Below are 13,585 nucleotides of genomic sequence, written 5' to 3' on the forward strand. Positions count from 1 at the left end.
TTTTTCTAGTTTGAAAGAGCGGGCAAAGGCCCTTCTATGAACGGAAAGGAAGAACCTTCCGTGTCTCTGGTGGAGATGCGGGAGGTTTTTTTGTGGAGAAATCTGGTTTCGCCGAAATGCGGACTCCCCCTTTTTGACGAAGCAGCCGGTATGATAAGCTTAAGGATATGTCGTTATTCGTTACATATGGAAATCGTCCGGTATGGATGGAAGACTAGAGTGAAGCGGGTGTTGAATACAATGACGGAGATGCTTCGTTATGAACAGGATTGCTGGCAGCAGAATTATAAATATGTCGCGGGGATCGATGAGGTAGGCAGGGGCTGTTTATTCGGGGATGTCGTGGCTGCCGCGGTTATTTTGCCTACAGGGCTGGTGCTGGAAGGAGTGACAGATTCCAAAAAGCTGACCGACAAAAAGAGAGAGGCCTGTTATGACTTGATTATGGAAAATGCTCTTGCGGTCGGCATTGGCACTGTCGATGCGAAGGTGATCGATGAGATCAATATCAAGCAGGCCGCGCGATTGGCGATGAAAAAAGCGGTACAGGCCCTGGAACTGCAGCCGGACTATTTGCTGGTCGATGCGGAAAAGGTGGAACTTCCTTTGCCACAGCTGGCGATTATTAAGGGGGATGCGATGAGCCAATCCATCGCCGCGGCATCCATTATCGCCAAGGTGACAAGAGACCGGCTGTGCCGTGGAGAATGGGAAGCCAAATATCCGGAATACGGAATTGCCATACATAAGGGCTATGCCACCAAGCTGCACCGTGAACAGATTTTAGCCCTCGGGCCGACAGATATGCACCGGCGCAGCTTTTTGGGAAATCTGCTGGTTCAGCAGCCAACGCTGTTCGATCTATGAGCCTGGTCACGCTCATCGGGAAGCGGTCATGCGCCGATATATTATAAATAGAAGAAGGACAGGAGGATGGGCGGCATGAATATCGGGTCAGTGATCCGGGGACTGCTCGGGGATGCCAAGGCAGGAGAGACGAAAAAGCTGGAGCTGCAAACCGGACAGGTCGTCCGCGGAACGGTGGTGAAGGTCTCGGAGGACGGTGGAGAGGCTCTGCTGCAGATCCAGGGCACACAGGTGCGGGCTAAGGTGGAGACTCCGCTTCAGGAGGGGCAGAAGGTGCTGCTGCAGGTGCAGCCGCCGAGTGAGGATGGCACCACCGTATTAAAGCCGCTGTCCCAGCTGCCTGGCCAGCCGCTGCCTGCCATTGACATGGCTGAGGTGCTGCAAACGGTAAAGCTGCCGGATACGCCGCAGAACCGTGAGCTGATCCAGATGATGCAGCGCAGCGGCATTCCACTGACGGCGGAAAATGCGGCGATGGTGCGGGAAGCGGCAGATTACCTGCTGCCAAGTGGAGCCAAACCGGAGACGATTGTGCAGGCGGCCGGGGTGGCTTTCCAGCGGGGGCTGCCGGTCACACCGGAAGCGGTGGCAGGTCTGCATCAGGCCATTTTTGGTCCCCCGCTGGATGAGCTGCTCTCTTCTCTGGAGAAGCTTGTGGAGCAGGCTTTACGGCAGGGAAGCGGCGGGAGTGCTGGCGGGCAGTCTGCCATCGATACATTACCAGCGAAGGGGCAAGTAAACTCCGCCGGGCTACCGAATACAGCAAATGCTGCTGCAGGGACGGGGACAGCCGGAACTATCGCAGGAGATGAGGGCAAAGCCGGATCGGCCTCGGCTGTGGGGGTGGCGCTTGGTGCCGCAGCACAGCAGGTTACTGGAACGGAGGCAGGGGAAGCAGAGGGAGCTCCAGGGGCTGCAAGCGTGAAAATAACGAAGTCTGATGCGGAGGCAGGATCAGGCCAGGGAGCAGCCCGTTCTGCGGTTTCCGGGCAGAACGGTGGAGCGACTGCAGCGGCTGGCCGGGGGGGCGTGAGCACCCCAGAGGGCGGGTTGGCTGACGCGACGGAAAGAAGCGACGGTCAGAAGCGTGCAGGGGATGCTCCCATGGCAGGCAGTGCGGCGGGCGCGGCGGCCGATGCTGCATCGCGGCAGGACGCGCTGCCGAAGCTGCGCGCGCTGCTGCAGGAGCTGCGCGGCCTTGTGGCGCAGCAGGCCTTCCCGGTCCAGGCTGATGGACCGGGTGCGGGGCAGGCGCTTGCGCTGGCAGCTCCGCGGGAAGCGGCTGCTCCAGCGCAGGCCGCCCCGCCAGCCGCGGCATCCGCTGCACAGGCGGACGCCGCGGCGGCACCCGCAGCCACCCACCGGGAGGACCCGTGGGTGGGGCGGGTGCTGAAGCTGCTCGGTGCGGAGCACGAGCAGCAGGCGCTGCGCGCGGCAGCCGGGCTGGCGCCGGCGCGCGGGGAGCTGCCGACAGGGGCGGCGTCGGCAGGGCAGGGGGCGGTGGCGCAGGCGGAAGCCGCCACCGTCAAGGGGCTGCTGCTGCAGCTGATGGACAGCAGCAGCGTGCCGCCGGCCCTGAAGGAGGCCGCGCAGCAGGTCGTGCAGCAGCTGACCGGACAGCAGTTGCTGCTGAATACGGACCGGACGGCCCCTTTTGCGCAGGTGCACATGTTTATCCCTTTTGTCGGACCGGACGGCCGCGAGACGGCCTCCGTTCAGATTCAATCCAGAAGGGGAAAACGCGGGGAGCTGGACTCGTCCAATTGCCGGCTGTGGTTTGATCTTGATATGAAAGCTCTGGGGCTGACGATGGTCGATGTGCAGGTTGCGAACCGGATCGTCAGTGTTAAAGTGCATAATGACAGCGAGTGGACGGAAGCTTTGCTGGACAGCACACGCGAATCCATAACGGAGGCTTTGGATGGTATCGGTTATCAGCTGTTGACACTTAAAGCGGAGCCGCTCCCGGTCCGTTCGCAGACGGAAAACGGCATGCCCGCCAATATCGTCGGCGATTACAGCCCGCAGGTGTATAAAGGAGTCGATATCAAAGTATGAAAGAACGGACGGATGACGCTCCTTCCCTATCGCAAAAAAAAGTGGTCGCCCTTAAATATAACCCGGGTGAAAATGACGCGCCTGTTGTAGTAGCCAAAGGTCGCGGCAAAGTGGCGGAAACCATTTTGGAAAAAGCCAGAGAGCATGGAGTGCCGGTACAGGAGGATCCGTCGCTCGTGGAGGTACTGTCCAAGCTTGATTTGAACGAGCAGATTCCGCAAGAGCTATATCTGCTTGTTGCCGAGGTGCTCAGCTATGTGTATCGTATGGATCAGCTGGCGGGGGGCGGTTCGTATCCGGAGTGAGGAGGCAGGTGATCCGAATTGTCTGATAACCGCAGACGCAAAGGCGCGCTGGGTGAGGAAACGGCCGTACAATATCTAACCGCTAAAGGCTGGCGAATTATAGAACGCAATTGGCGCTGCCGCAGCGGTGAAGTGGATATTATTGCCAAGAAGGACGGAACACTCATTTTTATAGAGGTGAGGAGCAGAACGGGGGCTACTCACGGAACGGCTGCCGAGTCTGTAACTGCCCGCAAAATAGCCCAGGTTCGTCATATCGCTCAGATTTATTTGCATATGCACGGCGTGGCGGATACTCCGGTACGGTTTGACATGATAGCGGTCAGGCTGCTGCCGGACCAAAAAGCAGAGGTTATGGAGCATATCGAGGCTGCATTTTAGAAAAATTCAATAACAAGCGCGTGAAGAACACGGGCTGCTTCTCATATACTTGGTGGGGAGCAGTCTGTTTTGCTTTTCCGCATTTGACATGGAGACATGGAATGGGTATATTTAATTGAGAAATATTCTCATTTACTTACAATGCTGCAGGCTTACATAAAGGAGGAACTGAAATGAACGAATCAGCGGTATTTTCTAAAAATGTAATAGATGTCATTCAGGAACGCAGAACAGTCAAGAAATTCAAAGCAGACCCGGTACCGGTGGAGACCGTTACCAGGCTGCTGGATGCCGCCGTATGGGCTCCCAACCACAAGCTGCGTGAACCATGGCGCTTCCTGCTGTTCACGGGAGACGGGCGCCAGAAGCTGGCTGACGCGGTAGCAGCAGATCTCGGAGAGGATAATAAATTTGCCCCAACCATTTTGCATAATCCGGTGTCGTTGATTGTCGTAATGAAAGAAGATCCGCGCCAAGCCATTTGGGATGAAGATTTCGCCGCTGTCAGCGCCTTGATTCAAAACTTCATGCTTGCCGCCTGGAGCGAAGGAATCGGTACCTTCTGGATGACAAAGCCGTTCTTTTATTCCCCGGTGTTCCGCGAGCAGCTTGGCATTCAGCCTGGTGAAAAAATTGTGGGATTGGTGTACGCCGGGTATCCGGAGGTTGTGCCAAAAGCCCAGCAGCGCACATCCGCTGCCGAGAAACTGACCGTGTTTGATCGCTAAAACTGAAATATTGAAAAAGAGGAAGCACCCTTTTCGACCGATAAACCGCTGCATGAGGCATGTGGTATTTCAAAGGTGAAAGAGGTGCTTTTTTGATGTATGGAAAACTGAACAGCGCTTGTCTGTACGGGATTGACGGCGTGCTGATTGAAGTAGAGACGGATTTGTCCAATGGTCTGCCACAGACTTCGATCATCGGGCTGCCGGATTCGGCTATCCGCGAGGCGGTTGAACGGGTGCGTGCGGCCATTAAAAACTGCGGCTTCAAGTATCCTTCCCAGCGCGTGACCATCAACCTGGCCCCGGCCGATTTGCGCAAGGAGGGTTCTTCGTTCGATTTGGCGATTGCGGTCGGATTGCTTGCCGTGAGCAGCCAGATTATACTTCCTCAAGCTGAAAGAATATTATTTATCGGCGAGCTGGCCCTGGACGGCAGTGTGCGGCCGGTAAACGGTGTGCTGTCCATGGTTGATCTTGCCAAGCGGGAGGGTTTCGATTCGGTGATGCTGCCTTGGGAAAACGTGCAGGAAGCCATGCTGATCAAAGGGATACGGGTGTATGGTGTCAGACATCTGCAGGATATTATCCCTCAAGCTGATGGCTATTTACCGCTTAAACGGAAAGGAGCAGAAACTGAAAGAGCTCTGGTCCGTATCGAAAGCTTCGAGCATCTGCTGCCGGATAAAAAGGGGGTATTGTTGCTGAAAGACAAGGACAGTCTGTCCCTGTTTGGAAAGACGATTGAGGACTACGCCGATGTCCTGGGACAGCAGCATGCCAAACGCGCCCTGGTTATTGCTGCGGCGGGCATGCATAATATTCTGCTGATCGGCCCTCCGGGTACGGGCAAAACGATGCTGATCCGACGGCTGCCAACCATCATGCCAATGCTGGAAGAAGGGGAGGCACTTGAGGTGACCAAAATATTGAGCGCAGCGGGGAAACTGAAGGAATCCGCCTCCGGCCTGATTCGAAACAGGCCTTTCCGCGCTCCTCATCATACAATTTCTGCCGCAGGGCTGATCGGAGGTGGCGCGATTCCGAAACCGGGGGAGGTTAGTCTCGCGCATCGCGGAGTGCTTTTTCTCGACGAGCTTCCTGAGTTCAGCCGCCAGGTGCTGGAGGTGCTCAGGCAGCCTCTGGAGGACAAGCATGTGACGATCAGCCGCTCAAGGGCGGTGTTTACCTATCCGGCTCAATTTTTACTTGCAGGTTCAATGAATCCTTGCTATTGCGGATATTATGGGAGTGAAACGGACTCGCAGCGCTGTACATGCAGTCCGGGAAGAATAGCCCATTACCGGTCGCGGATTTCGGGACCGATGCTAGACCGGATTGATCTGCAGCTTGAGGTGCCGCGCCCCAAGGAGTGGTATCAGGAACAAGCTTCGATCAGCTCCGCCGAGATGAAACAGCAAGTTCTGGAAGCCCAAGCCATTCAAGCGGAAAGATATCACGAACTGCCGCTGTCCTGGAACAGTGAGCTTTCAGGCTCACTGCTGCGCAAATTTTGCAAAATGGAGCCGGGGGCATACAAACTTCTACAGCAAACAGTAGAAGTCCTGGGGCTCAGCATGCGATCCTATGACCGCATTTTAAAGCTGGCCCGCACGATTGCCGATCTGAGCAGCGCAGAGCAGATTGGCGTGGAGCATATGGCAGAGGCTATTCAGTATCGTAAATTGGATGTGAAAATATAGACAACAGTTGGGATTACTTGTGAAAGATATTTCGGGCCCCGTAGAGGTGTTTCGGGGCTTGTATATTTACATAGAATTTTTATAAAAGCATGTGCTATATTTATCCCAATACTAAAAGACTTAGTAATACCATAAGCAGAGCTTGTCTGATATATTATCCAGTACAACATAAACTAACAAGGGCGGTAGTCAAATCTCCCGGAAGGGAGATGAGGCTATGACAGTGTATGGAGCATTATCTTTAATGCTCGCATCTGGCATGTTTGTAGTTGCCGTGCTGTCTTTCCATAAAAGGAAATGAGCCGCCCTGTGGTTAGGATAACGGCTCATTTCTTTGAGTACTTCCTGGCTGGCCGCTCTTTTAGCGGTTGTTGTACAGGGGACCGGCGGCAACCGGTCCTTTTTCTATTTTTATGTTACCACATCGGAAATATTCAGGCAAACGGATTGCCAAATATTTAAGGGTTGTCTCCTAATCCGAGAACTATTGCAAATACCCCTTGTGCCTGATTCGACTTGAAAATAGCAATGAAAGTCCCAGGTTCAGCGTCTCCAAATGCTGTTTGGTCAAAACTTTTGCTTAGAGTATCACTGTTATAGACCACAACTGTCCTCAAATAATCTGTACTATTATCTTTTAATTCATATCTTTTAACTTCCTTGGCGTCAGGAGGGCTCATTGTTTTCACTTCATTTATGGTTTCATCGATGCTACCTGCATCGGTATTAATCGTAAGATTAGTACACTTGTTATCAAGTACCATACATAGATATTTCTCGTTGCTGTAACTAATAAAGATATCATCAGGGTCACTGCTTGAGGCTCCGTACGCTTGCTCAAATGAGGACAGATCAGTTCCTATACCAACCCAAGCTAATCTTGGTTTTGTTTCTGTAGACGGCTCTGATGTTACATCTACGCCTGTTGAATTCCCTGTCTCCTTAAATTCATTTTGTTCTACCACATTTTGAGAGGATGATTGTGTAGTTGTTACAGTTTCATTTTTGTTAAGATTTGCGATGACGCCAATCACTAAGATAACTATGAGCCAGAACCACCACTTTTTATGGATCGGTTTTTTCATTAACTTTTCCCTTCATGATTTTATTTTGTTAGTTCATATGTACTGTTATCGGTCACTCGAGATATAGAATTTAGCCGATTTAATTCAAGTCTATGTAGTTAATTCTGATTTTCAAGAGAATAATATAGTGTTTGGTAATCGGAAGTGGTATATTTATCCTAAATACTAAGCCTTTCTTACTAATCGTGGAATGAAAATAGGAGTGAGTTCATATGAAAGAAAAAAAAGTGCTTAACATTGCCAATTTTAATCTTACATTTGGGAAAGAAAATAAACCAATGTTGGAGTATTTGGAGGAAATTGTATTACCTGCTTTTAAGTCCAAAATAGAGAGGGAAGATGATGGGAACAGATATCTTTTTGATGATGTGCAGATTGTCGAGTTAAGAGGTTATTATTTTATCGTAGGTGAATTTATTAAACGAACTACTTTAGAAATTAGATCAAGATATAGCGAGAAAGATGGAATCAGAGATACAAATGAAAGAGTGCCATCAGACCCGTATTCTCTCTTTATTATATCATTAAACAATCACAGAATGATTTTAATTAAAAATCAAAAAGGAAGTCCTGACATTAGGAGCTTCAATACTACAGCTAAAATAATAATAGGGCAATATGTGAAAAACATGAACAAGGAGATTACTATACATAAAGATAAACTTCCTAAACCCAATCTGAACGTTGTAGCGATTCCATTTTCAGAGACAATTCAACAAGAGTTAAGAAAAGTCAAGAAGGTTAAATATATAAAATTAAAGTTCTATCCTCTGAATGGTGATATTCCTGTTAATAGTATATTTAACGCACTTAGAGAGGAAATGATTGAGGTGGGTAGTAAATCAGCTAGTACAACCATTAATACACCAAAAGACCATAAGAAATTAAGTAAATTAATAAGTGAGACTCAGGGAACTGTTCAACCTGTGTTGAGAGTAATTGATAAGAATGGAAGTGAGAAAACTTTAAATGATAAATCATTCACTGAGAATATAACAGTTGAAATCGATAATGAGAAGGATATTATCGAAAACATGGATACTGCACTTGGTAAAGTTATTAATAATAAGGACTTTAATGAAACTAGCGAAGAAAATAAAAGACTTTATGATAAATTTCTACATGTAATTAAAAAATTAAAAGGGCAGCAGGTATAAAATGAATGGAAATGATAAAAATGAAGCTCAAAAAAACGTTGAACAAATTTTAAATACGAGTACCTTTGACAGTGCTGTAAAGCTTTCAATAGGTGAATTGAGATTATCTGTAAAGCGAAAATGGATATTGGTTGTTTTTGGTTTGGTAGTTTTTTTATTGCTATACTATATAATATTCACAACGGGAATCATCTCCAAAACAATAATATTTGTTGAATTAATAAATACAATTGTTATTGCTCTACTAGGTAGTGTGATAACAGGGTACGCTATTTTTCAAGCGCTTGCTACAGGGAGTACCCTGAGAAGGCTTATTATAGCAAAGCATGAAGAAAAATCACTACTTATTAAATATAATGGTTTTTTTCTTGTATTAGCTGTTATGTATTTGTTTATCATATTCACGAATTATTTGATTTTGCTTTTCTTGAAAACTGTTCCTACAGACTGGTTCTTTCCTTTTTTACCATTGAAAACAAATAGGGTTGTATGTGTAGTCTTAGTTACTTTGTATCTTACAATAGTAGCAAATTCAATAATAGAGTTTAAATCTTTTATATACAATCTATATCAATGTTTCAATATTAACTCTGCAACCAATGTTTTGGATAGCATCAAAGAACAAAATAAAGATACTTAATGCAGAGTACCCTATGTCCTTTTATTATGTTTCTGTCTTCTTTTAATTCTTACTAAAATATTCTTAAGTTTGGCACCTATATAAGCCTAGCCATGATTAAAGGTGATGATCTTGATATGAAAATCTGGAAAATTAGTGCTGGTTATAAAACATTAAATATTGATGTTATAGATGAGCTAGCTCCTGAAATAGATGATATACTCCGAAGCATTTCATTTGCCCGCGAGATCAAGCATGAATGGGAACCACTCGGTATTCACTATGAAAAAGACAAAGGGAAACACACTGATTTTCCAAGATATGCCCCTGGCAGACTGGTCTTTAGTGATAAATCAATATCAGTTCTATCGCTTTTAATAAGTGAATTAGTAGAATTTTTACCGTTGAAGGATGAGAAATATAATTTTAGCTTCTGTAATGTTTTAAATGTACTGGATTGTGTAGATCAGTCCCTATCGGTCCCTATCATAAAATCTAATCGTGTGTTCGATTATAGCAAGATGTATCTTCATGAGGATATGCTAAAAGAACATAAAAGGCATATTTTCAAAATACCTGAGCTTATACGCACCAAGGTTTATGTCTCAGATGAATTCCGGAATGCTGTAATTGATGCCGGTCTGAAGGGTTTGGATTTTGATCTAGTATGGGACTCAGAGTTCACGAAAGAAGACGAGCTCGAGCAGCAGCAGAAGTATGAGCAGTATCTAGCGGATCTTGAGCGAAACAAGGGCCCAGAAATGGGCTGGAACACGGCCATGAATTTGCTCGACGAGGGAAAAGAAGTGGCTAGTGCTCACTGGAAGCTCAAAAAGGATAATAAAGGCGAACTTCTTGTTGGACAACTTACTCTTAACTGCGAATATGAATTTGCCGAACTGATCTTTATACCACCCTTACTTTTGGATCTAAAATGGCATGAAGCTTAAGGAACAAGGTATTAGTCTGGAGAGGGAGTTTGCTAATGAATTTTTCGGGAATCTTCGAAATAGCTCTTATTGCCTTTTATGTTATTGTAGGAGTGATTTGGCTTAGTTTTATGGTTTATCACATTAGAGACAAAATTAAAAGCCGCCGTGCCAAAAAAAGAAAAAGAGGCGGTTCTCGTGGAAGTTCCCGTTATTCTCGAAAAACATCATCAAGCAATTCATCCTCAAATAATTACAATAGCAATAACTATTATTATGATAATTCGTATGTAGCAGGGGCTGGGGTGGCAGCAACAGAATTTAACGATTACTGTGAAGATAATGAGATTGACGAGATAGATGATTATGAAGAGTATAATGATACCGAATATGACGATGATAATTCCGATTATAGTGACAGTAATGACAGCAGTGACAGTAGCAGTAGTGATTAATGTGATTTGGTTAGACATTAAACAGGTATCAGATAATTGATAACTTGTACATGCTCAGAAATTACATATACAAGTTATCAGAAATTTATTAAGTGAAATTAAAACTGTAGCACTTCTAAATACTCCTTCAGTAAACTCATGTACTCATCAGATATCCGAGTTCGGTTGCTTTCCCAGTTCCTCACCGTTTTTTCATTCACCTTTATCAATTTACTTAGCTCCAGCTTGGTCAGACCATGATAATGTCTGGCCTTTTTTATTTTATCTCCGATTGTGGTTTCTGGCATATTTTCATAACAGCCTAAATGAGAAATGGGCCTTTGCAACACTTTTGATAACTCATGAAGAATTGGAAGACTCGGAGGGTGTATGTTGCGCTCGATCATTCCCAATCCTTCGGGAGTCATTGAAACTCGGGAAGCCAGCTCACGAATGGTCATATCCATCTCTATACGGGCTTGTCTGATTCGTTCACCCGGGGTAGCTGCTGATTGGTCTTTTTTAATAGAAGAAACGCGTTCCCTCTTCGTTATGCCAATCCCAACGGTATTCTCTGCACGGTTGCTATTGCGGATACTATGGGAGCGAAACGGACTCACAGCGCTGTACATGCAGTCCGGGAAGAATAGCCCATTACCGGTCGCGGATTTCGGGACCGATGCTGGACCGGATTGATCTGCAGCTTGAGGTGCCGCGCCCCAAGGAGTGGTATCAGGAACAAGCTTCGATCAGCTCCGCCGAGATGAAAAAGCAAGTTCTGGAGGCACAAACCGTTCAGGAGGAAAGATACCGCGAACTGCCGCTGTCCTGGAACAGTGAGCTTTCAGGCTCACTGCTGCGCAAATTTTGTAAAATGGAGCCGGGGGCATACAAACTTCTACAGCAAACAGTAGAAGTCCTCGGACTCAGCATGCGATCCTATGACCGCATTTTAAAGCTGTCCCGCACGATTGCCGACCTGAGCAGCGCAGAACAGATTGGCGTGGAGCATATGGCAGAGGCGATTCAGTATCGGAAATTGGATGTGAAAATATAAACAACGGCTGGGACTACTTGTGAAAGATGTTTGGTTTCTGAACCAAAAGGGTTATGATGAGAGAAACTTGACGCTTTCTGTTTGATTTACGGGAAACAGACGGGGACAGTTTGGTATTCAAGCAGGGAAAAAGATGTAGGTGTGGTGTACGCCGAGTATCTGGAGATCATTAGCAGAGTACGTCGGCTGCCGAAAGGTTGACCGTGTTTGATAGATATAATGTAATTTTTGTCCCCTCTATACCTATTCCCTTGTGTGATTTTGAAGAGGTCCCTGAAGATTAGTGGGGCAAACTGTGATTGTAGAATCGCAAGCGGCAAAGAGTCTAAATATCACCGAGAGGTTTAATTTACTATAGAAACGGTATAATCCCACTGGTATAATATTCCTAGGAGACTTTAAGCGAACATTCAAAAGTTACTCTCTGAGTTTCTAGAATTTTCCTGAATAATCTATCATATATTTCCTTATCTTAATGGATAGGGAGTGATAGAAATGGCTGGGAAAAAAGGAGTGAAAAAGATGACTACAGTAGCTAATAAAAGCGCTAAGGTTACTGGTTGGAGACAAATGAAGCAAATTGCTGAAAACTCAATGAAGAAAAATGGAATTACTATTGATGATGTGAGAAATGAACTAAAGAAAATTAGAGCTAGTCGTGATTAAAGTATGGATTTGGTCGTTGTTGATACAAATGTTTTCGTTAATGCAATATTCTCTGATTATTTTAAAGACGACGAACGGATAATTGACCTGGAGGAAAACGAGCAGTTTAGATTTGCTTTCTCTGAGATTACAAAGAATGAACTATATAAAATCTTTGCCCGTACTATTGATCAGCAGAATGTTCGTACTTAATAACAAACGATTTCAGCAATGGCTTGGTCAAGTTGAAAACTTATAACAACGTAGAAGTACTAACCCCATCAAGCTATATAAAGAAATACATAAGAATGAATCGAAAAGCTAAATAGTTTGTAATTTAGAGTCGCAATTATGATAAGCGGCTCTTTTATTTAATAGTGCCTGTTCAGTGACTAATATTGCAAAAAGCAGTTAACAGGGATTATTTAGGGCAACGAATTGTCCACAAAGGAGGCTGAAATGAGGCGGTACATTGGTTTTTTTGTGCTTATTGCTCTGGCTCTTTTTACGCTCGGCTGCAATCAAAGAGAAGTGGCCGGCGATGAAAAAACAGCAAAAGAATTCATTGAGGGCAAGGGCTATAGAGTAACTTCACTTTTAGGGCAGCTTGATCAGTATAACCTCACTAAAAACATGCTTTATGGACAAGATACATTGATTTATCGGCAAATCTGGGGTGTTCAGGCATCGGAGCCCGATCGTTATTTTGGTAAAGAAATCTCGGTATATGGATTCATCGTCTCAAAACACCCTTTGGAAAAGCAATACAATGCCAAAACAAGATTGTATATCATGCTTACTGATGGGAAGGTGATTGGCGGTTATTCCTTTCCGGATATTGAGGGGCTGGTGGGCAGTGTGTACTCATTAGAAGGCAAAACACTGGAGGAAGTGACAGGCTTGACTTTCACGGAATGGAGAGAAAAATGGATCCAGAAATATGGCGATTAGCTGTTTCAAAAGCCATCCATGGTTACGATTCGGGATTGTTCCATAACTAAATATAGCCAATGGACGAAAGAACCCTCCATCCAACGGATGTGAGGGTTCTTTCGTCCATTATATATAAATGAACTGAGGCCGCGCTGCCTGAATTGTGGAGTGAGGGGGGGACAGTACGGCGCATTCAGGAATTTTTTAGTTCAAGTCAGGACAGATATTGAAGGAACATGGATTAAAGAACGTTAAATTCAACCACAATATTACCACGTGTCGCGCGGGAATAAGGGCACACCTGGTGGGCTTCTTCGACCAGTTTGGAAGCTGTTTCGCGGTCAACTCCCTTCACCAGCACATCCATTTTAACGGCGATGCCGAAACCTCCATCTTCAACTTTGCCAAAAGAGACGGTAGTGTTAATTTCTGTGCCTTCGTGTTTGATCCGCTGTGTGCGTGCTACCAGATTAAGGGCACTGTCGAAGCATGCGCCGTAGCCTGCGGCGAACAACTGCTCAGGGTTGGTGCCGTCCCCGCCAGCACCGCCCATTTCTTTTGGAGTACGAACATCAAGCCGGAGCTCAGGGGAAGAAGATTCTATGTAGCCTTCGCGGCCGCCTACAGCTTTTACAGTGGTTTCATACATTTTTTGTTGGATTGTCATCATATCAAGTCAACTGCCTC

Annotated in this window: 18 protein-coding genes; 15 read left to right on the top strand and 3 right to left on the bottom strand. The window is 46.2% G+C overall.

What is annotated here, in order from left to right; all coding sequences use genetic code 11:
• The first annotated feature begins 240 nt into the window (after window positions 1-240).
• The 7 genes from rnhB to ACE5KN_RS01570 all read left to right on the top strand — a co-directional run bounded on the left by rnhB (window position 241) and on the right by ACE5KN_RS01570 (window position 6,340).
• The gene (gene rnhB / locus ACE5KN_RS01540; RefSeq protein WP_375528752.1) at window positions 241-867 is read left to right on the top strand and encodes a ribonuclease HII; all 627 of its coding nucleotides are present in this window, start codon (window positions 241-243) and stop codon (window positions 865-867) included.
• Window positions 868-942: 75 nt separating this feature from the next.
• Window positions 943-2,925, top strand: a complete 1,983-nt coding sequence (locus tag ACE5KN_RS01545; RefSeq protein WP_375533022.1) for a TP0910 N-terminal domain-containing protein — start codon at window positions 943-945, stop codon at window positions 2,923-2,925.
• Window positions 2,922-3,230: an EscU/YscU/HrcU family type III secretion system export apparatus switch protein gene (locus tag ACE5KN_RS01550; RefSeq protein WP_375525697.1), complete on the top strand. Its 309-nt coding sequence runs from the start codon at window positions 2,922-2,924 to the stop codon at window positions 3,228-3,230. Before ACE5KN_RS01545 ends, ACE5KN_RS01550 begins: the two co-directional genes overlap by 4 nt.
• Window positions 3,231-3,248: 18 nt before the next feature.
• Window positions 3,249-3,611: a YraN family protein gene (locus ACE5KN_RS01555; protein WP_375525696.1), complete on the top strand. Its 363-nt coding sequence runs from the start codon at window positions 3,249-3,251 to the stop codon at window positions 3,609-3,611.
• Window positions 3,612-3,784: 173 nt separating this feature from the next.
• Window positions 3,785-4,339, top strand: a complete 555-nt coding sequence (locus ACE5KN_RS01560; protein WP_375525695.1) for a nitroreductase family protein — start codon at window positions 3,785-3,787, stop codon at window positions 4,337-4,339.
• 95 nt (window positions 4,340-4,434) lie between these two features.
• Complete coding sequence (locus ACE5KN_RS01565) at window positions 4,435-6,039, top strand: YifB family Mg chelatase-like AAA ATPase (RefSeq protein ID WP_375525706.1); 1,605 nt, start codon at window positions 4,435-4,437, stop codon at window positions 6,037-6,039.
• 217 nt (window positions 6,040-6,256) lie between these two features.
• A complete protein-coding gene (locus ACE5KN_RS01570; protein ID WP_375525705.1) occupies window positions 6,257-6,340 on the top strand; it encodes a putative holin-like toxin in 84 nt (27 codons plus the stop codon).
• A 157-nt stretch (window positions 6,341-6,497) separates the two neighbouring features.
• Here ACE5KN_RS01570 and ACE5KN_RS01575 read toward each other — a convergent pair whose 3' ends face one another.
• Window positions 6,498-7,124: a hypothetical protein gene (locus ACE5KN_RS01575; protein ID WP_375525694.1), complete on the bottom strand. Its 627-nt coding sequence runs from the start codon at window positions 7,122-7,124 to the stop codon at window positions 6,498-6,500.
• Between the two features lie 212 nt (window positions 7,125-7,336).
• Here ACE5KN_RS01575 and ACE5KN_RS01580 point away from each other — a divergent pair, with 212 nt between their 5' ends.
• From ACE5KN_RS01580 to ACE5KN_RS01595, 4 genes are all read left to right on the top strand, one after another.
• Window positions 7,337-8,281 (top strand): hypothetical protein, encoded by a 945-nt coding sequence (locus ACE5KN_RS01580; protein WP_375525693.1) that lies wholly within the window; start codon window positions 7,337-7,339, stop codon window positions 8,279-8,281.
• Between the two features lies 1 nt (window position 8,282).
• The gene (locus ACE5KN_RS01585; RefSeq protein ID WP_375525692.1) at window positions 8,283-8,921 is read left to right on the top strand and encodes a hypothetical protein; all 639 of its coding nucleotides are present in this window, start codon (window positions 8,283-8,285) and stop codon (window positions 8,919-8,921) included.
• Between the two features lie 92 nt (window positions 8,922-9,013).
• The gene (locus ACE5KN_RS01590) at window positions 9,014-9,850 is read left to right on the top strand and encodes an imm11 family protein (RefSeq protein WP_375533023.1); all 837 of its coding nucleotides are present in this window, start codon (window positions 9,014-9,016) and stop codon (window positions 9,848-9,850) included.
• A 35-nt stretch (window positions 9,851-9,885) separates the two neighbouring features.
• A complete protein-coding gene (locus ACE5KN_RS01595; RefSeq protein ID WP_375525690.1) occupies window positions 9,886-10,284 on the top strand; it encodes a hypothetical protein in 399 nt (132 codons plus the stop codon).
• A 98-nt stretch (window positions 10,285-10,382) separates the two neighbouring features.
• Here ACE5KN_RS01595 and ACE5KN_RS01600 read toward each other — a convergent pair whose 3' ends face one another.
• On the bottom strand, window positions 10,383-10,895 hold the full coding sequence (locus ACE5KN_RS01600) for a helix-turn-helix domain-containing protein (protein ID WP_375525689.1): 513 nt from the start codon (window positions 10,893-10,895) through the stop codon (window positions 10,383-10,385).
• On the opposite strand from ACE5KN_RS01600, the gene ACE5KN_RS01605 reads away from it, so the two are divergent.
• The 4 genes from ACE5KN_RS01605 to ACE5KN_RS01620 all read left to right on the top strand — a co-directional run bounded on the left by ACE5KN_RS01605 (window position 10,838) and on the right by ACE5KN_RS01620 (window position 12,916).
• A complete protein-coding gene (locus ACE5KN_RS01605) occupies window positions 10,838-11,320 on the top strand; it encodes a magnesium chelatase subunit ChlI family protein (protein WP_375533042.1) in 483 nt (160 codons plus the stop codon). The two genes, ACE5KN_RS01600 and ACE5KN_RS01605, sit on opposite strands and share 58 nt — an antisense overlap.
• 495 nt (window positions 11,321-11,815) lie before the next feature.
• A complete protein-coding gene (locus tag ACE5KN_RS01610) occupies window positions 11,816-11,986 on the top strand; it encodes a hypothetical protein (protein WP_375525687.1) in 171 nt (56 codons plus the stop codon).
• Between the two features lie 3 nt (window positions 11,987-11,989).
• Window positions 11,990-12,178, top strand: coding sequence for a PIN domain-containing protein (locus ACE5KN_RS01615; protein ID WP_375525686.1), 189 nt, complete (start codon window positions 11,990-11,992; stop codon window positions 12,176-12,178).
• Between the two features lie 246 nt (window positions 12,179-12,424).
• Window positions 12,425-12,916 (top strand): hypothetical protein, encoded by a 492-nt coding sequence (locus tag ACE5KN_RS01620; protein ID WP_375525685.1) that lies wholly within the window; start codon window positions 12,425-12,427, stop codon window positions 12,914-12,916.
• Between the two features lie 223 nt (window positions 12,917-13,139).
• Here the strand turns inward: ACE5KN_RS01620 and ACE5KN_RS01625 are convergent, their stop codons facing one another.
• Window positions 13,140-13,568 carry an organic hydroperoxide resistance protein gene (locus ACE5KN_RS01625; protein ID WP_375525684.1) on the bottom strand — a complete coding sequence of 143 codons (429 nt, stop codon included), beginning with the start codon at window positions 13,566-13,568 and terminating at the stop codon, window positions 13,140-13,142.
• Window positions 13,569-13,585: the final 17 nt, after the last annotated feature.

The organism is Paenibacillus terreus, from assembly GCF_042138595.1.
In the GTDB taxonomy this organism is placed as follows: domain Bacteria; phylum Bacillota; class Bacilli; order Paenibacillales; family Paenibacillaceae; genus Paenibacillus; species Paenibacillus terreus.

Excerpts from the sequence above, each read along its gene's own strand:
- rnhB (WP_375528752.1), top strand. The coding sequence starts at position 241 with ATGACGGAGATGCTTCGTTATGAACAGGATTGCTGGCAGCAGAATTAT.
- ACE5KN_RS01545 (WP_375533022.1), top strand. The coding sequence starts at position 943 with ATGAATATCGGGTCAGTGATCCGGGGACTGCTCGGGGATGCCAAGGCA.
- ACE5KN_RS01550 (WP_375525697.1), top strand. The coding sequence starts at position 2,922 with ATGAAAGAACGGACGGATGACGCTCCTTCCCTATCGCAAAAAAAAGTG.
- ACE5KN_RS01560 (WP_375525695.1), top strand. The coding sequence starts at position 3,785 with ATGAACGAATCAGCGGTATTTTCTAAAAATGTAATAGATGTCATTCAG.
- ACE5KN_RS01565 (WP_375525706.1), top strand. The coding sequence starts at position 4,435 with ATGTATGGAAAACTGAACAGCGCTTGTCTGTACGGGATTGACGGCGTG.
- ACE5KN_RS01570 (WP_375525705.1), top strand. The coding sequence starts at position 6,257 with ATGACAGTGTATGGAGCATTATCTTTAATGCTCGCATCTGGCATGTTT.
- ACE5KN_RS01575 (WP_375525694.1), bottom strand. The coding sequence starts at position 7,124 with ATGAAAAAACCGATCCATAAAAAGTGGTGGTTCTGGCTCATAGTTATC.
- ACE5KN_RS01580 (WP_375525693.1), top strand. The coding sequence starts at position 7,337 with ATGAAAGAAAAAAAAGTGCTTAACATTGCCAATTTTAATCTTACATTT.
- ACE5KN_RS01585 (WP_375525692.1), top strand. The coding sequence starts at position 8,283 with ATGAATGGAAATGATAAAAATGAAGCTCAAAAAAACGTTGAACAAATT.
- ACE5KN_RS01590 (WP_375533023.1), top strand. The coding sequence starts at position 9,014 with ATGATTAAAGGTGATGATCTTGATATGAAAATCTGGAAAATTAGTGCT.
- ACE5KN_RS01595 (WP_375525690.1), top strand. The coding sequence starts at position 9,886 with ATGAATTTTTCGGGAATCTTCGAAATAGCTCTTATTGCCTTTTATGTT.
- ACE5KN_RS01600 (WP_375525689.1), bottom strand. The coding sequence starts at position 10,895 with ATGTACAGCGCTGTGAGTCCGTTTCGCTCCCATAGTATCCGCAATAGC.
- ACE5KN_RS01610 (WP_375525687.1), top strand. The coding sequence starts at position 11,816 with ATGGCTGGGAAAAAAGGAGTGAAAAAGATGACTACAGTAGCTAATAAA.
- ACE5KN_RS01615 (WP_375525686.1), top strand. The coding sequence starts at position 11,990 with ATGGATTTGGTCGTTGTTGATACAAATGTTTTCGTTAATGCAATATTC.
- ACE5KN_RS01620 (WP_375525685.1), top strand. The coding sequence starts at position 12,425 with ATGAGGCGGTACATTGGTTTTTTTGTGCTTATTGCTCTGGCTCTTTTT.
- ACE5KN_RS01625 (WP_375525684.1), bottom strand. The coding sequence starts at position 13,568 with ATGATGACAATCCAACAAAAAATGTATGAAACCACTGTAAAAGCTGTA.